Source organism: Pseudomonas sp. Pseusp9, from assembly GCF_059491265.1.
Map to the genome: position 1 here is coordinate 3,459,614 of NZ_CP168500.1, position 20,562 is coordinate 3,480,175.

The 20,562-nt window shown below is 55.9% G+C and carries 19 protein-coding genes and 1 pseudogene; 12 read left to right on the top strand and 8 right to left on the bottom strand.

From position 1 onward, the window contains the following. Nucleotides 1-73 precede the first annotated feature (73 nt). The 8 genes and pseudogenes from ACEN8E_RS15525 (at nt 74) to ACEN8E_RS15560 (ending at nt 6,502) form a co-directional block, all read left to right on the top strand. The gene (locus ACEN8E_RS15525) at nt 74-919 is read left to right on the top strand and encodes an ABC transporter substrate-binding protein (RefSeq protein ID WP_495588842.1); all 846 of its coding nucleotides are present in this window, start codon (nt 74-76) and stop codon (nt 917-919) included. Nucleotides 920-963: 44 nt separating this feature from the next. Continuing rightward, nucleotides 964-1,659: an amino acid ABC transporter permease gene (locus ACEN8E_RS15530; RefSeq protein WP_495588843.1), complete on the top strand. Its 696-nt coding sequence runs from the start codon at nt 964-966 to the stop codon at nt 1,657-1,659. 2 nt (nt 1,660-1,661) lie between these two features. Continuing rightward, on the top strand, nt 1,662-2,351 hold the full coding sequence (locus ACEN8E_RS15535) for an amino acid ABC transporter permease (RefSeq protein ID WP_495588844.1): 690 nt from the start codon (nt 1,662-1,664) through the stop codon (nt 2,349-2,351). Nucleotides 2,352-2,355: 4 nt separating this feature from the next. Next, nucleotides 2,356-3,114, top strand: a complete 759-nt coding sequence (locus tag ACEN8E_RS15540; protein ID WP_495588845.1) for an amino acid ABC transporter ATP-binding protein — start codon at nt 2,356-2,358, stop codon at nt 3,112-3,114. Between the two features lie 56 nt (nt 3,115-3,170). Next, on the top strand, nt 3,171-4,034 hold the full coding sequence (locus tag ACEN8E_RS15545; protein WP_495593331.1) for an MBL fold metallo-hydrolase: 864 nt from the start codon (nt 3,171-3,173) through the stop codon (nt 4,032-4,034). 59 nt (nt 4,035-4,093) lie between these two features. Further along, nucleotides 4,094-4,396: pseudogene (locus tag ACEN8E_RS15550) on the top strand (protein tyrosine phosphatase family protein); the annotation flags it as partial. A gap of 45 nt (nt 4,397-4,441) precedes the next feature. Then, entirely contained in the window at nt 4,442-5,686 is a 1,245-nt protein-coding gene (locus tag ACEN8E_RS15555) for an NAD(P)/FAD-dependent oxidoreductase (RefSeq protein ID WP_495593332.1), read from the top strand. A gap of 9 nt (nt 5,687-5,695) precedes the next feature. Further along, on the top strand, nt 5,696-6,502 hold the full coding sequence (locus ACEN8E_RS15560; RefSeq protein WP_495588846.1) for a sulfite exporter TauE/SafE family protein: 807 nt from the start codon (nt 5,696-5,698) through the stop codon (nt 6,500-6,502). Between the two features lie 124 nt (nt 6,503-6,626). Here ACEN8E_RS15560 and ACEN8E_RS15565 read toward each other — a convergent pair whose 3' ends face one another. Beyond that, entirely contained in the window at nt 6,627-7,553 is a 927-nt protein-coding gene (locus ACEN8E_RS15565) for a LysR family transcriptional regulator (RefSeq protein ID WP_495588847.1), read from the bottom strand. A gap of 128 nt (nt 7,554-7,681) precedes the next feature. On the opposite strand from ACEN8E_RS15565, the gene lysA reads away from it, so the two are divergent. The 3 genes from lysA (at nt 7,682) to ACEN8E_RS15580 (ending at nt 10,077) form a co-directional block, all read left to right on the top strand. Further along, entirely contained in the window at nt 7,682-8,914 is a 1,233-nt protein-coding gene (gene lysA, locus ACEN8E_RS15570) for a diaminopimelate decarboxylase (RefSeq protein WP_495588848.1), read from the top strand. Between the two features lie 440 nt (nt 8,915-9,354). After that, nucleotides 9,355-9,705 (top strand): DUF3147 family protein, encoded by a 351-nt coding sequence (locus ACEN8E_RS15575; protein WP_495588849.1) that lies wholly within the window; start codon nt 9,355-9,357, stop codon nt 9,703-9,705. Between the two features lie 102 nt (nt 9,706-9,807). Further along, nucleotides 9,808-10,077 (top strand): metal-sensing transcriptional repressor, encoded by a 270-nt coding sequence (locus ACEN8E_RS15580; RefSeq protein WP_495588850.1) that lies wholly within the window; start codon nt 9,808-9,810, stop codon nt 10,075-10,077. Nucleotides 10,078-10,178: 101 nt separating this feature from the next. Here ACEN8E_RS15580 and chrA read toward each other — a convergent pair whose 3' ends face one another. Further along, entirely contained in the window at nt 10,179-11,543 is a 1,365-nt protein-coding gene (gene chrA / locus ACEN8E_RS15585; protein WP_495588851.1) for a chromate efflux transporter, read from the bottom strand. Next, on the bottom strand, nt 11,536-12,477 hold the full coding sequence (locus ACEN8E_RS15590; protein WP_495588852.1) for a chromate resistance protein ChrB domain-containing protein: 942 nt from the start codon (nt 12,475-12,477) through the stop codon (nt 11,536-11,538). Before ACEN8E_RS15590 ends, chrA begins: the two co-directional genes overlap by 8 nt. A gap of 101 nt (nt 12,478-12,578) precedes the next feature. Between ACEN8E_RS15590 and ACEN8E_RS15595 the strand changes: the two genes are divergently transcribed. After that, on the top strand, nt 12,579-13,730 hold the full coding sequence (locus tag ACEN8E_RS15595; protein WP_495588853.1) for an MFS transporter: 1,152 nt from the start codon (nt 12,579-12,581) through the stop codon (nt 13,728-13,730). A 643-nt stretch (nt 13,731-14,373) separates the two neighbouring features. Here ACEN8E_RS15595 and ACEN8E_RS15600 read toward each other — a convergent pair. The 5 genes from ACEN8E_RS15600 to ACEN8E_RS15620 form a co-directional block, all read right to left on the bottom strand. Then, nucleotides 14,374-14,610, bottom strand: coding sequence for a hypothetical protein (locus tag ACEN8E_RS15600; protein WP_495588854.1), 237 nt, complete (start codon nt 14,608-14,610; stop codon nt 14,374-14,376). Between the two features lie 47 nt (nt 14,611-14,657). After that, a complete protein-coding gene (locus ACEN8E_RS15605) occupies nt 14,658-15,671 on the bottom strand; it encodes a fimbrial protein (RefSeq protein WP_495588855.1) in 1,014 nt (337 codons plus the stop codon). 78 nt (nt 15,672-15,749) lie between these two features. After that, on the bottom strand, nt 15,750-18,344 hold the full coding sequence (locus tag ACEN8E_RS15610) for a fimbria/pilus outer membrane usher protein (protein ID WP_495588856.1): 2,595 nt from the start codon (nt 18,342-18,344) through the stop codon (nt 15,750-15,752). 303 nt (nt 18,345-18,647) lie between these two features. Next, nucleotides 18,648-19,385, bottom strand: coding sequence for a fimbria/pilus periplasmic chaperone (locus ACEN8E_RS15615; RefSeq protein ID WP_495588857.1), 738 nt, complete (start codon nt 19,383-19,385; stop codon nt 18,648-18,650). Nucleotides 19,386-19,453: 68 nt separating this feature from the next. After that, on the bottom strand, nt 19,454-20,002 hold the full coding sequence (locus tag ACEN8E_RS15620; protein ID WP_495588858.1) for a fimbrial protein: 549 nt from the start codon (nt 20,000-20,002) through the stop codon (nt 19,454-19,456). Nucleotides 20,003-20,562 lie beyond the last annotated feature (560 nt).

The following is a 20,562-nucleotide window of genomic DNA, read 5'->3' on the forward strand; positions in this document are numbered from 1 at the left end:
AGGCTCTCGAAGTCCACTGCACCGACGATTCAAAAAACTGGCGTTCCGTTTATCTAACAATAAGGTCTATAAAATGCAAACGAACCGCATGCTCAAAAAACACTGGAAAACCGCAGTACTGGCACTGACGCTGGCAACCAGCTTCTCTGCTGCAGCTGATCAACTCAGCGATATCAAAGCCAAGGGTGAACTGGTCTGTGGTGTGCTCGGCACCGACGAACCGTTCAGCTACATCAAGGACCCAGCGTCTCGCGAGATCGTCGGTTACGACGTCGACATGTGCAATGCCATTGCCGCGACCATTGGGGTCAAACCGGTACTCAAGCAATTGACGGTCGCCGCACGTATTCCTGAATTACAACAGGGCCGTGTCGATCTTCTGGCTGCCTCCTTGACCCATAACAAAGAACGGGAAGCATTGATCAACTTCTCCCTGTCGACCTTTATCACGGGTCAGAAAGTCATGGTCAAGGCTGACAGTGGCATCAATCAACTCGACCAACTGACCGGCAAGAAAATCTTGACGATCAAAGGCTCCACCATGGAGCAAAGCATCCGCGCGAAGATCGCTGACGCCCAGATCGTATCGTTCGACAGCAACCCTCAAGCTCTGCTCGCCCTGCAACAAGGCAAAGGCTTGGGTTATGCCAACGATGAGACTTCATTGGCCGGCAACTTCGCCAAGCTGGGTGATGCGGCAAAAGATTTTGTGATTCTCCCCACCCCCCTGTCCACCGAGCACATTGCGCTGGGCCTGAGAAAAGAAGAACCCGCCTTCCAGGAGCAGGTGAACAAGACGCTGCGCGATCTGGAGTCGTCTGGCAAGGCTGAGACGCTCTTCACCAAATGGTTTGGTCCCGAGACCAACATGAAATTTGCCAGTCGCTCATTCAAGATCGAAACCGACCAAATCAACTAACTTCATTGAGGGCACGACCTTAGGGTCGGGCCACGGGCCTAGTTATGAATACGTTTGATTTATCGGTCGTGCTCTCCGGGCAGTATCACGATTGGCTCATTAGTGGCTTCCTGCTATCGATCCAACTCGCGTTGATCTCGCTGGTCATCGCCCTGCCGCTGGCAATCGTCATCGCTGTATTGCGCTTGGCCCCTTACGCTGCGCTTAGGGGAATCGCGATCACCTATGTGGAAGCGATACGCAACGTCCCGCTGCTGGCACACATGCTGTTCTGGTATTTCGGGGCACCGGAGTTGCTGCCAGCCCCCATCAAGACATGGATATACGAACACAATATCGAAGCGGTCAGTGCGGTTATCGCTCTGGTGTTGTACACCGCCGCTTATATGTCCGAAGACATCCGCAGCGGCTTGCGCTCCATTCCCAGGGAGCAAATGGAGGCGGGCCGGACCCTGGGCTTTGGCTTCCTCAGCACCATGCGCCTGGTCATCCTCCCGCAGTCATTGCGGGTGACAGTGCCACCGCTGATTAGTCAGACCCTTAACTTATGGAAGAACACCAGCATCGCCATGGTGATCGGCGTCGCTGAAATGATGTATCAGGCCCAGCAGGTGGAAAGCTCCACATTCCGGGGGTTCGAATCGTACGCCGTCACCACGGCTGGTTATGTCGGCGTCTCGATCGTCATCACGCTGTTGTCCAGTTGGTACCAGCAACGCTATCCCTTACGGAGTGCCTGACGATGCTCGATATCATCCAAAACTACGGGCTTTTCTACCTGATCGGCCAATACCCGAACGGCCCCTTGGGCGGCTTGGTGATGACGCTGATCCTGGCAGCACTGGCCTTGGTAATGGCCTTCCCTATCGGGGTACTGCTTGCACTCTGCCGCATCAGCCCTTACCGACTATTGCGTCTACCGGTCACGGGACTTGTGTACGTACTGCGCGGAACGCCATTGCTGATGGTGATTTTCTGGGCCTATTTCCTTCTGCCGACCCTTACCGGTCAACGCACTGACCAATTCGGCACCATGCTTGCCGCCCTGGTGATTTTTGATGGGGTCTACCTCGCCGAAATCATTCGCGCCGGGATTCTCGGATTGCCTCGCGGGCAAATGGAAAGCTCCCGTTCACTCGGCTTCTCGTACTTGGCCACGATGCGCCTGGTGATAATGCCACAGGCCTTTCGCAACATGCTGCCCTCGCTGGTGAATCAGTTTGTCTCCACCATCAAGGAGACCTCGCTGGGTTACATCATCAGCCTCTCGGAAGTGTCATTCGTCGCCTCGCAGATCAGCGCTCAACTGCTGACCAAGCCAGTCCAGGTGTATTCCATGCTTGGCCTTACCTACTTCGTCATGTGTTTCAGCTTGTCGCGCTTCGCCTTCTGGCTGGAACGACGTCTCGCTGTCCGTACTGTAAAGGTCTAATCCCATGATCCAACTCAAAGACGTTAACAAGTGGTACGGCGGCTACCATGCACTGGCTGACATCAACGAAACCGTCGCCAAAGGAGAGGTGGTGGTGGTCTGTGGTCCGTCGGGCTCAGGCAAGTCGACGATGATTCGTACCCTCAATCGGTTGGAAGCCATCCAGGGTGGCAACATCTTCATCGACGGCGTGGATATCTACGATCGCTCAGTGAGTGTGAACACGTTACGCAGCCGTATCGGCTTTGTATTCCAGCAATTCAATCTGTTTCCGCACCTTACTGTCCTTGAGAATTGCACGCTGGCACCGCGTCGCCTGCGCAAGTTAGGCGCCAAGGAAGCAGACGATTTGGCCATGAGCTTGCTGGATCGGGTAGGTCTTGCGCACAAGTCGTGCGCCTACCCTTGCGAGTTATCGGGTGGCCAGCAGCAGCGCGTAGCCATCGCCCGGGCATTGGCAATGAACCCACCAGTGATGCTGTTCGATGAACCCACTTCGGCGTTGGACCCAGAGATGGTCGGTGAAGTGCTTCAAGCGATGAAAAGCCTGGCCAAGGAAGGCATGACCATGGTGTGCGTCACCCACGAGATGGGTTTCGCGCGCGAGGTGGCCGATCGCGTGATCTTCATGGATCAAGGCAAGGTGCTTGAACGGGCGACACCCGAGTCTTTCTTCCTGCGCCCTGAACACCCTCGCGCACAGCGATTCCTGTCCGATATCCGCTCGCCCTGGGGCGAGAGTGGTATGCCGCAAGCTTGTTGAAAGGCGTGCAGGGGGTCGGCTCGATCGCCGTCCCCCTGAAAATGGAGGCAATAACCATGCAATTTCATGTCGAAGCTTTCTTCGACGCTGACAGCTGCACTTACAGTTACCTGGTCAGTGACCCGATGACCCGGCACTGCGCGATCATCGATCCGGTCCTCGACTACGATACCGCCCCTGCGCGTATCTCGTATTCGAGTGCCGAGCGCCTGATCGAACACGTGCGCGCCAAATCATTAACTCTGGAATGGATTCTGGAGACCCACGTGCATGCCGATCACCTCTCCGCTGCCCGCTACCTCAAGCACCAGCTGGGGGGAAAGATCGGCATTGGCGACCGCATTCCTCATGTACAGAATACTTTTGCCACGCTGTTCGACGCCGAGGATGATTTGTATCTGGACGGCAGCCAGTTCGACCGTTTGTTCGCCGACAACGAAACCTTCCATATCGGCGCCCTGCCCGTCAACGTGCTGCATACGCCCGGCCATACGCCGGCCTGCGTGACGTACTTGATCGAAGATGCCGCGTTCGTCGGTGACACGTTGTTCATGCCTGATTGCGGCACTGCCCGCTGCGATTTTCCTGGCGGTGACGCCCACCAGCTCTACCACTCGATAGGCCGGTTATTCAAGTTGCCAGGCAGCACGCGCCTGTTCATGTGTCACGACTACAAAGCGCCCGGTCGCGACGTTTACCGTCACCAAACAACGGTAGACGAGGAGCGCACGCACAACATCCACATCGGCCAAGGCAGCTCCGAGGCTGATTTCGTCGCGCTGCGCACAGCGCGCGACAAGACCCTGAATCAACCCAGGCTGCTACTACCGTCAGTGCAGATCAACATGCGCGCCGGCGAGCCCCCCGCGGCGAAGGCCAATGGCATCAGCTATCTGAAGATACCGCTCAATGTGTTCTGAAGATCTTGATCGAGTTCAGGCAGAGCGAAATGGATAACCTCTTTACGAGTTTAAATGGCATGCAAATCACCACCCACACCAATCACTTTGCAACAACCGGTCAAATGACACCAGACGATGTGGGTGAAGCCGCCAAACTAGGGTTTCGCTCAATCATCTGTAACCGACCGGATCGTGAAGGTGGGGTGGATCAACCTGCCAGTGAAGCCATTCGAGCCGAAGCCAATCGGCTGGACTTGGAGTTTGCTTATTTCCCGGTTCAGCCCGATACCGTCAGCGACATTGACATACAGCATTTTGTTTGCCTGCTCGACAACTTGCCTGCACCGGTATTGGCTTTTTGCCGTACAGGTAATCGCGCTACCAAGCTGTACCAAAAAGCGTCGGAGTGTGCCGCTCGGAGCGAAATCGTCACAAGATTCCCCGATTTCACCATCACCGCAGACGTTGTAGTCATCGGTGGTGGATCGGCAGGCATCGGGGTCGTGGCAAGCTTGCTCAAGCGTGCGCCCGATCTGCAGATCACGCTCATCGAACCCAATGACCAGCACTACTACCAACCGGCCTGGACCCTGGTCGGCGGGGGCGCGTATGACGTGCGCAAAACCGTCAAACCCATGTCGGACGTCGTCCCGCGAGGGGCGACCTGGATCAAGGCTGCGGTGGTCCAGGCCCTGCCGGACACACAGCGTCTGTTGCTGAGCAACGGTAAAAGCGTCGCTTACCAAAACCTCATCGTTTGTCCGGGGCTGCGGCTGGCCTGGGAGAAAATCGAAGGGCTGGAAGAAACCCTGGGCAAGCATGGGGTGACGTCCAACTACCGCTATGACCTTTGCGCCTACACTTGGCAGCTCGTGCAGGGACTGCGCAAAGGCAAGGCTCTCTTCTCTCAGCCCGGCATGCCGATCAAATGTGCTGGTGCTCCGCAAAAGGCCCTGTACCTTTCCTGCGATCATTGGCAGAAGTCCGGTGCCCTGCAGGACATCAGTGTCGAGTTCAATCTCGCGGGCGCGGCCCTGTTCGGCGTGGCAGCCTTCGTCCCGCCCCTGATGAAGTACATCGAGAAGTATCGGGCACAGTTGGTATTCGGCTCGAATCTGGTCAAGGTCGACGGCCCGGCTCGGACCGCCTGGTTTGAAAGCAAGGACGAACACGGCACGGTCGTTCGGCACTCCAAGACCTTCGACATGCTCCACGTAGTCCCTGCACAGGTCGCCCCCGACTTCATTCGCACAAGCCCTCTGGCGGACGCCGCCGGTTGGTGTGAGGTGGATCCGGGGACGCTGCAACACAGCTGCTATCCTGAGGTTTTTGCGCTAGGCGATGTTTGCTCCACCAGCAACGCCAAAACCGCTGCCGCCGCCCGCAAGCAAATCGTCGTCGTGGCCGAGAATCTCCTGGCATTACGCGGCGATCGGCCCATGCCGCTGCGATACGACGGTTATGGCTCATGCCCGTTGACCGTCGAAAAAGGAAAAGTCGTGCTGGCAGAGTTCGGCTACGGCGGCAAACTGCTGCCCACATTCCCCCTAGACCCAACAGTCGCCCGAAAGAGCGCATGGTTCCTGAAAGCCCGGCTGCTGCCCTGGTTTTACTGGAACGGCATGCTCAAGGGGCGTGAGTGGCTGACCAACCTCTCCAAGGCCGAGTAAGGGGCGAGCATGCTACTCAGTGGAATGTTCGGGATCGCCATCGGCATCATTCTTGGCCTTACCGGTGCTGGGGGTGGAATTCTGGCCGTGCCAGCGCTAGTGATCGGCCTAGGGTGGTCAATGACTGAGTCGGCCCCCGTTGCGCTGTTCGCTGTCAGCGCTGCGGCCGCTGTTGGGGCTGTAGATGGTCTGAGGAAAGGCCAGGTACGTTATCGCGCAGCCCTGATGATGGCGTTGTTGGGGGCTGTGTTTTCGCGCTTGGGTGTGCATTTTGCCCATCTCCTGCCCAACGCCGTACTGACCTCCCTGTTCAGCATGGTCATGGTCATTGTGGCGATACGCATGATTCGACAGGTTAGCGGCAGCTCGGCTAAAGCCACAGACAACGAGAAGTGCTGGCAAGAAAAAAATTGCATGCTCAACCCTCAGACCGGCCGACTGCGGTGGACGCCGAAGTGTTCAGTGAGTCTTGCCGTAGTTGGCTCACTTTCAGGGCTACTGACCGGGATGCTTGGTGTGGGTGGCGGGTTCTTGATCGTGCCTGCATTTCAGCAACTTTCAGACATCCGCATGCATGGCATCGTCGCGACCTCACTCATGACCATCGCCCTGATTTCGGCTATCGCGGTGACAGGCGCTATTCATGCAGGCGCCCATATAACAGTCACAGGTGGGGTTTTTATCGGTGCGAGCGTCAGCGGGATGCTGTTGGGAAGAATCATCTCACCCAAAATTACCGCCAAATCGATACAAATGGGCTTTTCCGCTGTGTGCATTGTGGTTGCTGGCTACCTAATGCTCAAAACCTGGCTGTAGAACGCATGCAAGAGAAAGCTTTGGCGTAGACCGACAGTTTCTGTCTCTGATAGAGCGATCTATTGGCGACACACTGCGAACTGAATCACCAGGAGATTGGCCTACGACACAGCCTGACATCTATCTAAATGGGCCTCTCCACTGTCTTGCCCAGGACGTTAGCAAGACTCAATGCCTCATCGCCCAACGCCTTGCAAAAGGTGTCGACGAAAATCGAGGACGGTCGATAGTCAGGCCGGATCAACATGACGCGATAGGGAATGGACACATTGATTGGCCGAATGGCCAATCCTTTGCCTGACTCTTGCACCGCGGTCAACGGATTGATAATCGCCACGCCCAATTGTTGTCTGACCATGGCACAAACCGAAGCAGCATTGGTGGTTTCAATCACGGTATGTCGATCGACACCCGCGTGACGAAAGCGCTCATCGAGTTTCTGACGATAAATATCCAGGCCCGAGAGGTTGATGAAATCAACACCGCGAAAGTCCTCCAATGCCAACAGCGGCTTGATTAACAAAGGGTGCACTTCTGGCAGTATGCAGACCATGTCGGCACAAAAGAGCAAATCCCCTCGGGTACCCCGTGGCACATGCTCACTTTCAGTCAGACCAAGGTCGTGACGCTGGGCGCTGAGTGACTCCTCGAGCAGGGGCGATTCCTGCGCACTGATACTCAGGCCTATGCCCGTATGCTGCTGGTGAAACTGCTTGCAAACATTGGGCAATAGCGTCTGCGAGAACAGCGGCAGGCACGTGATGCTGAGTTGCCCATGTTCGAAACGACGGATCGATTGCGCAACGCTATTGATTCGTTCCAGCCCGATATAGGAGCGTTCGACCTCTTCGAGCAACATCATTGCCTGAGCCGTTGGTACCAGCCTTCCACCCTCCCGATCAAACAGACGCAAACCCGAAAGGCTTTCAAGCCGTGCCAGTTCCCGGCTGAGCGTCGGTTGGGAGGTCAGCAATAAGCGCGCCGCTCCCGTGACGCTGCCTGCTTGCATGATCGCTCGGAAAACTTCGATATGTCGCAACGAGACTTTCATACTCAACCTTCGTTGATCGCTTGAAGCCCATATCAAAACCGAATTGATAAACAAAAAGAAGATATTTTATTGAATACCCAGCAATCGGCATGATGGCCTCCACTCTTTAGCTCAGATCGACTATATCCATGCCCAACCAGCCCCCATTTCAGCAATTGGCCGCGATTGCCACAGAACATGGCACCCCGTTCTGGTGTTATGACGCCCAGACCATCAAGGCGCGTATTGACCAACTGGCGTGCTTCGACACCGTTCGATTCGCACAAAAAGCCTGTTCCAACCTGCACATCCTGCGCTTGATAAGGGAGCAAGGCGTTCGGGTCGATGCCGTCTCGCTGGGTGAAATCGAACGGGCACTGCTGGCAGGCTTCAGTCCGACCGGCACACCAGCAGGCATCGTCTTTACCTGTGATCTGTTCGACGAGGTGACATTGCGCCGTGTGGTCGAGCTGAATATCGAGGTCAATACCGGTTCGATCGACATGCTCCGTCAATTGGGCGAACGCTCTGCAGGCCATCGCGTCTGGTTGCGGATCAACCCGGGATTCGGCCACGGTCACAGTCGCAAGACCAATACTGGTGGTGAAAACAGCAAGCATGGCATCTGGCATGACCAGGTTCACGAAGCACTCGACGTCATTCGGCAATTCGGGCTGAAGCTGGTGGGATTGCACATGCACATTGGTTCGGGCGTGGATTACCAACATCTGGAGCAGGTGGGCAGTGCAATGGTCTCGGCCGTGAAAACGCTCGACCACGATCTCGAAGCGTTTTCCATCGGTGGGGGGCTTTCCACACCCTACCGCGAAGGTGATGAGCCGGTGGACATCCAGCGTTATGCAGATGCATGGCATCAAGCCAGGCAGGACATCGAGGCGTTTCTCGGTCATCCGGTACGAATGGAAATCGAACCCGGCCGGTTTTTGGTTGCCGAGTCAGGTTGTCTGGTGACGGAAGTTCGCATGGTCAAAAAAGTTGGCCGCCGAAATTTCATCTTGGTGAACGCCGGCTTCAATGACTTGATGCGCCCAGCCCTGTATGGCGCCTATCACCACATGACCTTGCTGGACGCCGAGGGTACCCCTGTCAATCGCGTTGAACACGACTACGTGGTGGGCGGCCCTCTGTGTGAGTCTGGCGATATCTTTACGCAGGACGAAGAAGGTGTGACGCCCCGTTTGCTGCCCGAGGCGCAGGTTGGCGACTTTCTGATCATGCACGATACGGGCGCATATGGCGCCTCTATGTCGTCCAATTACAACAGCCGACCCCTGCTGCCGGAAGTTTTGATCGAGCAAGGACAAGCAAGATTGATTAGACGCCCGCAGCCATTGTCGGACTTGCTGGCCTTAGAGTTGTAGCTTTAACGAACTAGTTACAAATCCGTTGATTGCGCTCCGATTCGCTCTCTGGAGCGCAGCGGAAGTGGCTATTCGCCTTTACCCATCATAGATACTTCCAGCGGGACGGGGAATTGGCCGTACGAGATCATCAGGGATCTTATTAAGGCACGGGCTTGAATAGTCGGGCTGGAATTACGCTCGGTGGCAGATGGGCTGCCATATCAATCTTTTGGCCTAGCTCAATCTTTCGCCTTGCCTCTTTGAGCCACTCGCCAAGTGCCGTACTCATTCTGGTGAATTGCCGGGGCAGAGTGTGCCACGTGCACACAGGAAAACGCGCAGACTGGCAATGCCTGACAGGACAGCTATTGTTGCTTGTTCATATCCCCCCTGGGGGGATATGATTTTCGAAGTCTTCGAAGCGAATTAACCGTCTCAAGTTTCGATTGGGAGCTGACATGGCTTGGGTCATCACCAAGTACTTCGTTACCGCTGGAATCGTGGTTCTGGTGTCCGAGCTGGCGAAACGCAGCGACAAGTTGGGCGGCCTTGTGGCGGCCCTTCCGCTGGTCACTGTGCTGACACTGATCTGGCTCTACGTCGAACATCAGAGCCAGGAAAAGATCGCGAACCATGCCTGGTACACCTTCTGGTACGTGGTGCCGACACTTCCCATGTTCCTGGCGTTTCCGCTGCTACTTCCCCGGCTGGGGTTCTGGCCGACCTTGATCGGCTGCATCGTCATCACGATGATGAGTTTCGGGCTGTTCGCCCTGTTCGTGCGGCGATTCGGTATTGAGCTGCTTTGAGTAAAACGCGACTCGTGATCACATGAGGGGTATCCCTTCGAGGGGATTGTGCCCCTTGTCTAGCCATATGGGATTCAAACATGACCAGGATCGAGCCCCCGCATGAGCACACACCTATCGCACAGTGCCATTATCAAGCGACTGAAGCGCGCCGAGGGTCACTTGCGCAGCATCATCACCATGATCGAGGATGGGCGCGCCTGCGTGGATATCGCCCAGCAACTCCACGCGGTAGAGAAGGCCATCTGCCAGGCCAAGCGCACGCTGATCCAGGATCACATTGACCATTGCCTCGAAGACACCCTTGGAATGCTTGCTAGCGGCGAGCGAGCGCCGCTGGATGAGTTCAAGCAGATCACCAAATACCTCTGAGCCGCCGAGTAGCGGGCGACCAGCCCATTTCATTGCACAGCTCCCGCACGAAGCGATAGATCATGGGTGAGCCGACCAGTCGGACTGGCCGGCAGCTGCTGTTAACCGCGCAGCAAATGTACCGCCAGACCTGCCAGGGCGCAGGCCAGCAGAACCTGGATCACGCCGCGCTTGAAGCGGAACAGGGCCACCGCCGCCGCGATGGCGATCAGCGCCGACGGCCAATCGAAGGCACCACTGAAGCCGTTCGGCCAGAGCACGTGATAGCCGAAGAACAGGGCCAGGTTCAGGATCACACCCACAACGGCAGCGGAGATGCCGGTCAGTGGCGCGGTGAATTTCAGTTCGTTGTGCGTCGACTCCACCAGCGGGCCGCCGGCGAGGATGAACAGGAAGGACGGTAGGAAGGTGAACCAGGTGACCAAGGTCGCAGCTATCGCCCCGGCGAGGAAGGGGTGGTCGGCGCCAAACATCGGCTGGACGTAGCCACCGACGAACCCCACGAACGCCACCACCATGATCAACGGCCCCGGCGTGGTTTCGCCCAGAGCCAGGCCATCAATCATCTGAGAGGGGGACAACCAGCCGTAGTGGCCGACCGCCCCTTGATAGACGTAGGGCAGCACTGCATAGGCGCCGCCGAAGGTGAGCAAGGCTGCTTTGGTGAAGAACCAGCCCATTTGCGTCAGTGTTCCGTGCCAACCGAACGAGGCTGTCAGCAGCCCCATCGGCAGCAGCCAGAGGGCGGCCCCGATCACGGCCAGGCGCAGCAGATGCCCCCAGCGAAAGCGCGCATGCTCGGGAGTTGGGGTGTCGTCGTCGATCAGTGCCGGGCCGTAGCTGGCCTTCACTGCCCCATGTCCACCGCCAATGACAAACTTGCTCGGCAGTAGCCGTCCGCCGATATAGCCCACGATCGCAGCCACCAGCACGATGATCGGGAAGGGTACGTTGAGCGCGAAGATGGCAACGAAGGAGGCCGCGGCCATGGCCCATAGCCAGGCATTCTTCAGGGCCCGTGAGCCGATCCGGTGGGCCGCATGGACGACGATGGCGGTCACCGCAGGCTTGATGCCGTAGAAGATGCCAGCCACTACCGGCACTTCGCCAAAGGCGATGTAGATCCACGACAGGCCGATCAGGATAAAGAGCGACGGCAGCACGAACAGGACGCCGGCGATCACACCGCCCCAGGTGCGATGCATCAGCCAGCCTATATAGGTGGCCAGCTGCTGAGCTTCCGGCCCCGGCAGCAACATGCAGTAGTTCAGGGCATGGAGGAACCGCCGCTCGCTGATCCACCGCCGGCGTTCGACCAGTTCCTGATGCATGATCGAAATCTGTCCCGCCGGGCCGCCGAAACTGATGAAGCCCAGCTTCAGCCAGAACAGGAACGCCTCGAACAGGCCGATGGGAGCTCTAGCGGAGGTAACCTTCTCGGTGGCACGCACAATGGATTCAGTCATGGTTTTTCTCGTCGTTTGCGAAAGCGATCAGCAGGCCATTGAAGATGCTGCTGGCGGCCTGAAGAAGCTGGTCGTCATCCGTGATGCTTTCTCGCAGCCCGGCGAGGACGCGTTCGATACCCGATGCCTCCGTGGGCTGACTGCCACCGACGTCCAGGTAGTGCACGACGGCGGCGATGCGATTCAGGGCCGGGCTTTCGAGCTGGAAACTGGCCAGCAGGGTTTCGAAGGTGACGCGCTTTCCGACGTGGCTGAAGGTGGCCCCGTCGAAGTCGAACCCCAGTGCATCGGTTGGGCAGTCATGTGGGGTGTCCAGCCAGAGGATGCGCGCCGCCGGATCGATGAAGCGGTGGATCAACCAGGCGCTGGCAAGACGGTCGACCCACGGACGTTTGCGTGTAGCCCAGACGCGCCCCTGGAAATCCCCCGGGGCAAGCATCGCGATGGGCTCTGCATGGCTGCCGGGTTCGTCCGATGAGAGCGCGCTGCTGATGGCCGTTTCCAGCGTCTGCAGCGCTGAGTCGGCCTGCCGTTTCTGCTCGTTTGGGAAAAAGTCGATGGCGCTCAGCTGGGCGAATGCCTTGCGCAGCTTGCGGACTTGACGTGCGGTTTGCAGGGCGTTCTCGCCAGTCAGCTCGCCAAGGCAACTGGCGATATCGTCCCGTAGTTTGCCGTATTCCTCGCTCCGGTCGAATAGCGGAATGAATCGCTCGCCGGGCTCGCTGATCGAAAACAGGTAGGCCGTGCCATTGATGGCGAGCACCTCTCGTTCGATCATTTCGAGGGCTTCCCGGCCAGCGACCTGCTCGGGCAACAGATAGATACCGTCGCGTAGCACTGCCGCCCCGCAAGACTTGAGTGCTCTCCAGGCGCGCATACGCTCGGTCGCGTTGGCGGTTGGGAGGCCGAGCACCAGAAGTAGCCATATATTCATGTAGAGCTCTCAACGTATTTTGTTGCTAGCTCTACTATAATATCTATTCAGGCGGGCCGTAACCAGTATTCAAGTCACGAATGCACATTGGAGGTTTGGCGATGACTCCCTTCCCCACACGCCTCTCATCCGCACTCGCTCTAGTGGGTGTCGAGGCTGGCGTGTGGCGGCTGCTTGTGGCGAGGAGCCTGCGAGGCTTTTGCGATGGTTACATTGCGGTGCTGCTTCCGGCCTATCTTCTGGCACTTGGCATGTCGACCCTATCCGTCGGGCTGATCAGCACGTCAACGCTGCTCGGTTCCGCGATCGCCACGATGCTGGTCGGAATGCTGGGCAATCGCTTTTCACGCCGGTCACTGCTGCTGATCGCTGCCTTGGTGATGACGGCAACGGGCATTGGTTTTTCCAGCTTCTCGACACTATGGCCCCTGCTCGTAGTGGCGTTCCTCGGCACGATGACCCCCAGTGCGGGCGATGTCAGCATGTTCCTCCCTATCGAACACGCGTACCTGGCCGAAGCGTCTGAAGCGCAGGCACGCACGTCACTTTTTGCACGCTACAGCCTCGTCGGAGCACTCTCGGGTGCTCTGGGTGCTTTGCTGGCCGGAGCACCCGATTGGATCGCTGCTCATCTCGGCGTCGCGGCCATGCGTGGCATGTTCGCCCTGTATGCACTGTCGGGGCTGGTGATCTTGGCGCTATACCGGAGAATGCCTACGCATCAGCCCGCGTCGACCATGGCTCGCGCGTCGCTCGGGCCGTCGCGGTGGATTGTCGCTCGGCTCGCGCTGCTCTTCAGCATTGATGCATTCGCTGGCGGACTGGTCGTCAACGCGTTGCTGACGCTTTGGCTCATGGCGCGGTTCGACCTCTCAATCGGCGCTGCCGGACAGTACTTTTTCTGCACGGGACTTGCTGAGCGCAGGATCTCAACTGGCAGCGGCGCCACTTGCGCGCAGGATTGGCCTGCTGAACACGATGGACTTCACGCACATCCCATCAAGCTTGTGCTTGATCGCAGCGGCCTTCATGCCGACATTGCCGCTCGCATTGCTCATGCTGTTGCTCCGCAGCGCGCTGTCGCAGCTCGACGAGCCCACGCGCAGCGCCTACGTCATGGCCGTCGTAACGCCGGCGGAGCGAGCGGCTGCCGCGAGTCTAACAGCGGTGCCGCGAAGTCTCGCCGCCGCTATTGCCCCGACTATCGCCAGCGGATTGATCGGGCTGGGTTGGCTCACTGCGCCGGAGGTTAGAGCTGCTACGCTTGTACCGGTCACCGGTAGCTATGGAGAACCTGGCGGCGTGAACCCTTATTAACTGGTATCCAGAATTACTTGACCAGTTCAAGGACGCTCTTCAGACAATCCTATGAGTTGTGTCGAATTGCTGAAGCCTGTAACTGAAACAGTGCTTTCGGCAGAGAGGCTACTATCCTCGGGCTAGAACCCTTTTGACGGACCAAGATACCATGGGGATATTCATACCCACCCTTGTTTCCCCAGCGCCCTGCACACTTGGCCTTTCGTCGCCCGAGATATGCATCGATGCAAATTATGAGTTTTTACATAATTGTGCATAAAATCAATTTTATAGGTTTATTCGCCAATCATGATTCCTGATCGGACACAATAATCTAATATTGCTTGCCTCCTCACTATTTTAACGGGTATGTAAACTGAGAACCTAGACACATGGATGAATCAAAAATCAGGTCTTGGGAGCTATTCAGCTGGACACTGACGCAACAATCGCATCGGCATCGTATCGGAGATGCGTACCTCAGCATTTTTTGAGAGCTCGATGGCGCCGGCGATGAGATATTCTGCCGTCACCTTGCTCCGTGGATTGAGGCTGTCCCAGACAAATAACCCTGTTGTACTGAGGACGTTGTTGCCCTCACTCGCGTATTCCTCGCTCAGTTTCCAGCATTCGGCGTGTCTGTAAAGTAGGCCAAAGCAGTTCCTCACCCACCGCAGTTTGAAACAACTTCTTTGCCACAGCAGAAGTGTGATTCATGCTGATCTCATCCACGGCCCTCCAGCCGGAATGCAGCAGTCCCTGCAGGTTTGCCTGTTTCATTTCGTGGTAGGTCATATTGGAATTTGACATCTCGAAGCTCCATTGGGTCGGCATGGTGTCACCTCTGCACAGGCTGAATCTCTGGAGCGCAGTAGCATCACTCATTGATATGAAAGCGTGAAGGTGGCGATCCCAGTGGCAATACCACTCTTGATGTTCTTGCTCGTTTGTACATAGCTTGCTGTAAAGGGGAGGATTACGGTGCCCGATGTCGACTGCCCCAATGCTATTTGGTTAAGGGTGCCGGGCAGATAGGAGTCAGGCCCATAACTCACAATAGCGCCGCTGCCTGTACGAATGCTTATTCCTATACCGTTGGCTGATTGACTGCCGCCGTCCAGCGTAAGCACGTTTGAAGTGTTACCGGGATCAATACCATCGGTGAAGGTAACGAACAGATTTACTCCAGCACTGCAATTTTGCAGTTCAATGGTAAAAGGGGCGTTGCCGGCAGTCGAGCCTACTCCGGCAAAATCGTTTTGGCTGACTCTGCCGAGTCTAACGGATAGGTTTTTTGAGGCGGCGCTGACGGCACAGGTCAATGCATTGATTACGGTACCGTCTGCCACTGTCCAAGTAACGCTGGGAGCATTGCTGCAATCTCCCGAGTAACTGACGGTCATCGAGGGCAAGGACATCAAAATGCCCGACTGGATGGGGCCAATGACAACCAACCGAGCATTGACATAATTGTTACTGCCACCACCGCTCCCACTGCTGAAGGTCGTCGTGAATGGAGCGACGCTGTAGCCCCCAGCCCAACCTGTAGTGGCCTCGAACTGGATGCCTATACCATCTAGGTTAGTTTTGTAGACGTTGGTAAACCCTGGAGCTGGTGTGCCATTGACCGTTACCGTTTGTATGATGTTGTCCGCGCTTGAAGTGGTAAACAAGCCCGGATTCAAAGAGCTAGACTGCAACACGGTATTAAGCGCCCTGCTGCCAGCAGTGGTGACAGGACCTGGGAACTGAAAGGTAGTAGTGACTGCATTACTCGGATAGTTGCAGGTGGTCGAGGCTGCCTGTGCCACAAGTGGGAGCACGGAACCCAACAATAACGCAAAAAGTGGGAACACTCGTCTACGGCAGCGCAACAGGTTTAGGTAGCCATCCATTGTTGATCCTCTAAATATTGGCGGTATCGCCGTTGCTCCATCTGCTGGCGATAGAACATGCCTGCGTAGTCAAAGAAGTTACCCGTAGTGTTGCTTACAAGTCAGATCGATCGTTTCCAGAGTCGATGCAGCCTCGCCCTTCGTTTTCGGAGCCAGTTGGTAGGCTAGGCTGCATTGGCCAAAGTCCTTGCCAGCACTTATGCGCAACGTACCCTGATCACCATTTACCCGGGCAAAGATCTGTCCACCTTGGCCAACCACCCCAACTTCCTTCCCCTGTTCATCGTAGACACTGGCACCGAAAGGCAACGGCTTGCCGTCGATTTGATGGGCATTGATCAGCAGGGCCCGGCCAGAGACGGTGCTGAATCTAGCCATGATCACCGAGCCACTGCGCGGTACTACTTCTTGGCTGGTGCTCTGCAGTTCGACGTCATCGGAAATACCTTTAGGGTCCAGTTCCAGGGTGTTGACCTGGTAGGGGGTCAGGTAAGGCACCACAGCCTGACCATCACGGTCGAGTTTTACACCCGTTGCATTGGTAAGCGCTGCACCAGCTGCATCAGGAGCAACAACAATAGCGATGGAGTCACCCAGTGGCTGGCCAAAGGTGATACCGGCCGGATGGACTACCAGCGAACCGCTCGCCCCCATGGATGCTTGCTGGAAATCAGTACCCTTACTGATGGAGGCGCTGAGGTTGGCCTTAGACGTACGATATTGCCCGTTTCCGCTAACGCTAGTGGCGGTGTCATCGTTGCCTGGACGACTGTGGCTGGCGGTAAGCCCGTAGCTGAGTGACTGGTCGTCACCGCTGGTGCCGCTGAGGGTGGTTTGCAGGTTGGCGCTGCCATCGCTGCTGGAGGTGGCGCTGGCACTCAAGAAAGGTCGACTGTGGGAACTGGAGGAGCCCAAGGGAATAGACACATTGACCAAGTATTGGGTGGTGTCGATACCCGACAAGTTCTGGGTGCGCGAAGCACTGACACCGGCGTTGCCCCAACTGAAGTTCCGGCTGATACCGGCCTGATACTGCTTGTCGGTGCCCCCACTGTTCCAGTAACTCTGTACAGAACTGTTGATGTACAGGTAAGAACGGCCGCCGAAGTTCTGGCTGACGTTGAGTTGCGCCTTGCTGCGGGCGTGTCGGAGTGAATCTATACCACTCTTGCTGTCGCCGAATGCGTCCAACTGATCACGGGCTTTCAACGCATCGTTAATGCCGAAATAGTCTTGGGTGGAGTAACGGTAAGCGGCCACAGTGAAGTTGGTGCCGGTACTCTGCAGAATCTTGTTGTAGGTCACACGGGCTGATTGACCGGTGAAGGTCCTGCCTTCTAAATCGGTTTTCGACGCAGTGATGTCGGCACCGAACGCACCATATTCACTGTTCAGGACACCGCCGAGGATAGCCGAGTTGTACCCTTCAGCGGCGGAAAAGCCCGTGTATCCGGTGACGAGGTTGGTCAGACCATGCTGATAAGTACCTTGTACAACCATTGGCCTGCTTCCATAAGGCAATTCGCGAGCTTGGCCGACTGTCGCGGTATAGCGAGAGGTGCCTTCGCGCAGTGAGCGGCTTACCGACGAAAACGGCACGGTAAAATTTTTTTCCTGGCCATCAGCCTCAGTCACTGTTACCTCTAGGTCGCCACTGGTGCTTGCGGGGTTGAGGTCGGTGATTGCGAATGCACCCGGTGCGACAGTAGTTTCCTGAATGATGAAGCCGTTCTGGCGGACGGTTACGCGGGCGTTAGTCGAGGCTACACCTCGTATGACCGGAGCATAACCGCGTTGCGAATCTGGTAGCATTCGATCATCAGTTGCCATGCGCACACCTCGGATCGCTACGGTGTCGAATAGCTCGCCATCCGTAAAACTATCACCCAAGGTCATCTGTGAACTCAAAGCATCAATGTCCCGCTGGCCATAGCTGTCGACAGCTTGGTAAGCCTTGCCGGCTTGATTATCCCAGTTCAATGTCGAACGCTGGCGCAGGCGCCAGTCACCCAAGTTTACGCCTGCGTTGAGACTCGCGTAGACGGTGTTGTTCCGAATGCCTTGGCTTATGTTCTGGTAGGCGTTGACGTTGTAGTCGACGAACGCTGCGTCGACGCCTCGGTCCCAACGCGTAGGACTGACATAGCCACGCGGACGATTGAGCAACGCTACCTGCGGGATACTCAGTTCTAGCAGTTGAACGGCACTGTCGTAGCGGTATGTGGCATCTGGAATGAGGCTAAGCAAGTCATGAGCCGGTGCGCTGGTGTCGACACTGCCTTGCAATTTATCAGTATCGACACCTATTTTTTCCAGCATTTCGATCGGCAGCTCCGGCTTGGCATGGTCAACAGCTGCACTTGGAACGAAGGTGACATCGTAGCGACCGGCAGGGGTGCCATTAACACTGACGTCAACGCTGTAAGTGCCGGGCTCAACCGGGTTACCTTCGCTATAACGATCGACATCGAGTGACTGGGCGCCTACGCCCCAAAGCATGCTTTTGTCAAAACTGGCGAGCTCCTTCGAGGAGTTGTGATTCTCCACGGCATTTACGGTAGTCGCCAGGCCAGCGCAGGAAAACATGATGGCAACGGAGATTGGCTTCAGGCAAAAGCAAGCATGAGACATAGCGCTAATGACAGTGAAAGCGTATTGACGATGCTTGATCATGTTTCTAAGTTCTGCATACAAGACTAAATATCTGCGCCGGAGTTTCCGGTACTGTTTTTTGGCTGTCGGAGCCCGTCCCGAGAGTGGCTAAGTTCGTGATCTGAATGGAGTAGCTCGATAGAACAACGTGCTTGTTCTTAACGGTATGAAACGATGTTGATCGCTGTGATAGATTATTAAAATCTCAATGAGCGTTTTTTACTCTAAACACCCTCGAATTACTTCCAGATTGGAAATCTAAATTTAAAAATGCGCAATATACTCTGCCCCCCCTGCAGAAACTTCTAATAGTGATCTTCCCGATTATGGTTTCAGGGGCTGCACTACTGTTTGGACTCCACCATAGTCATTGATTGCAGAAAACTCAACCTGCTCGAATCCCGACGTAACCGTAACACCCTTCAGTGGCAACATCTTATGTTCACCAGGTGCAAACATACTGTTAATCAGATCCAACTCTACACTGGTGTCGCCAACTTTTACCGCACTCAAATTTAAGTAATACGGAGTAGGATTAGTGCCATCAAGCACCCATGATCCTGCATTTTTAATCAGACGCCATTGCATTTTCTTGGCGACCTGCAAGGTATCGAGTTTTAATGCTGTCGGGCGATAAAATAATTTGACTCGGCTACGGAAGGCTATCTTGAGTTTATTCTCGCCAGCATCGGTGGAGGGTGGCACTTCCAGTACGTTCAGCCAGAAAATCGATTCTTTGTCCTGCGGGAGACTCTTCTGACCGGTGAAGCGCACTCTTAAGGTTTGTCCCTCGTGCTTATCAATTCGGGCAATCGGTGGTGTCAGAACAAAGGGAGCCCGAGAGTTATCGGGTGTGGAACGAGGATCACCTTCGTCGATCCAGGACTGGACGAGCAAGGGTACCTCGCCGTTGTTATCCAGCTTGACGCTGATTTCTTTTTGATCTGATGGGTAGATCACCCGGGTGCCATTGATCACAATTGCAGCATGTGCTGGCAAAACGAACAGACTGCCAGCCAGGATCAACGCAGAAAGCAGGCGCTGGAAGAAGAAAGGTTTCATGGTGTCTGTCCTGGATGGCAGTTGTCGATGGGCTCGCGGCTCACCAAAACGACCCGCCAGCATATTTTTTAGAAGTATACGACCGAATAAACAACACTCGAAGTTACAGTGCCTGCGCCCGGCGTAGCGCTGGTAGCGTAATACTTAACAGTGTAAGGCATAGTGGCAGAAGCGTTCGGACTGCTTCCGGTTAATGGTTTGTAGGCGGTAGTTGGTGCCACACCCAGATTCAACGGGCTTACATCCTTCTCTTGGTATATGGCCAGATCTACACCGGTGGCCGCGCCAGTGTTGGTCAATCGACCGTTGGAGTTCACGTTTGCGCCGGGCTCGAAGTAAACTGAAACACCGGTACCTCCAACACCACCCGAACAGTTTGTAAGCTCGATATTGAAGTTGGTGTCGCCTGCGGTTGCGCCGACAGAGTTCAGCGAGCTTTTGTCAATGGTCGGCAAAGTGACGGTCGAAATACCGCTGGTACCGGCGGCTGTAACCGTACAGGTAACGTCGCTGATCGCGCCAACGAAATTGATGGTGCCATCTGACGCCTGAGCAGGTAGAGCGAATATTGCAATGCCCCCCGCGGTGAAGGAAGCGGCAAGCAGAGTTTTGAACATAATTTAATCCAAGTGCTAAATGAGAATACCTTACAAAAGTAAGTTACCGCTTTTCGCGGTGATAATGTCTTGAGATATCATCTACTTGGGTTTGCCCCTTTCGATGGGTTTGCCCTAGCATGCCAGCCTAATTTTTTGGGGCGCACCCTGCATCTACGAACCATACTTTGAAGCAAAACTGGTGAGCGGGATGTAGGACGCGTCTTTTCCTTGCGTAGGAACAGTCTGATTCTGCCTGTTCTGGAGCGATACCTCATTGCTGATAGCAATCGGCATAGCGACAACGACGCATAAGGATCTGGGGGGATTGGAGACAGGTCGTCAGGGTGACTCCCTAAAGAAGACTTCCCGAGGCCGAGCTTGGCGGAGGCGCTCAACCACTGAGTTGTGAAGATCGAAAAGATCAGCGATAGCTCCGAAAATGCGCGCACCTCTATTTAAGCAAGCCGACTTGGGTATTGCAGCCTAGCAATCTGATGCTGAATCTCGGCAAAGCAGTCGTTATACAGAGGGATCAACAAGGCAAGCATCACAAAATGAGCGAAATGTTTGGACTATTC

Bases quoted from the DNA above. Each gene is read 5' to 3' on its own strand.
- ACEN8E_RS15525 (WP_495588842.1), top strand. From the start codon at position 74: ATGCAAACGAACCGCATGCTCAAAAAACACTGGAAAACCGCAGTACTG.
- ACEN8E_RS15530 (WP_495588843.1), top strand. From the start codon at position 964: ATGAATACGTTTGATTTATCGGTCGTGCTCTCCGGGCAGTATCACGAT.
- ACEN8E_RS15535 (WP_495588844.1), top strand. From the start codon at position 1,662: ATGCTCGATATCATCCAAAACTACGGGCTTTTCTACCTGATCGGCCAA.
- ACEN8E_RS15540 (WP_495588845.1), top strand. From the start codon at position 2,356: ATGATCCAACTCAAAGACGTTAACAAGTGGTACGGCGGCTACCATGCA.
- ACEN8E_RS15545 (WP_495593331.1), top strand. From the start codon at position 3,171: ATGCAATTTCATGTCGAAGCTTTCTTCGACGCTGACAGCTGCACTTAC.
- ACEN8E_RS15560 (WP_495588846.1), top strand. From the start codon at position 5,696: ATGCTACTCAGTGGAATGTTCGGGATCGCCATCGGCATCATTCTTGGC.
- ACEN8E_RS15565 (WP_495588847.1), bottom strand. From the start codon at position 7,553: ATGAAAGTCTCGTTGCGACATATCGAAGTTTTCCGAGCGATCATGCAA.
- lysA (WP_495588848.1), top strand. From the start codon at position 7,682: ATGCCCAACCAGCCCCCATTTCAGCAATTGGCCGCGATTGCCACAGAA.
- ACEN8E_RS15575 (WP_495588849.1), top strand. From the start codon at position 9,355: ATGGCTTGGGTCATCACCAAGTACTTCGTTACCGCTGGAATCGTGGTT.
- ACEN8E_RS15580 (WP_495588850.1), top strand. From the start codon at position 9,808: ATGAGCACACACCTATCGCACAGTGCCATTATCAAGCGACTGAAGCGC.
- chrA (WP_495588851.1), bottom strand. From the start codon at position 11,543: ATGACTGAATCCATTGTGCGTGCCACCGAGAAGGTTACCTCCGCTAGA.
- ACEN8E_RS15590 (WP_495588852.1), bottom strand. From the start codon at position 12,477: ATGAATATATGGCTACTTCTGGTGCTCGGCCTCCCAACCGCCAACGCG.
- ACEN8E_RS15595 (WP_495588853.1), top strand. From the start codon at position 12,579: ATGACTCCCTTCCCCACACGCCTCTCATCCGCACTCGCTCTAGTGGGT.
- ACEN8E_RS15600 (WP_495588854.1), bottom strand. From the start codon at position 14,610: ATGCCGACCCAATGGAGCTTCGAGATGTCAAATTCCAATATGACCTAC.
- ACEN8E_RS15605 (WP_495588855.1), bottom strand. From the start codon at position 15,671: ATGGATGGCTACCTAAACCTGTTGCGCTGCCGTAGACGAGTGTTCCCA.
- ACEN8E_RS15610 (WP_495588856.1), bottom strand. From the start codon at position 18,344: ATGATCAAGCATCGTCAATACGCTTTCACTGTCATTAGCGCTATGTCT.
- ACEN8E_RS15615 (WP_495588857.1), bottom strand. From the start codon at position 19,385: ATGAAACCTTTCTTCTTCCAGCGCCTGCTTTCTGCGTTGATCCTGGCT.
- ACEN8E_RS15620 (WP_495588858.1), bottom strand. From the start codon at position 20,002: ATGTTCAAAACTCTGCTTGCCGCTTCCTTCACCGCGGGGGGCATTGCA.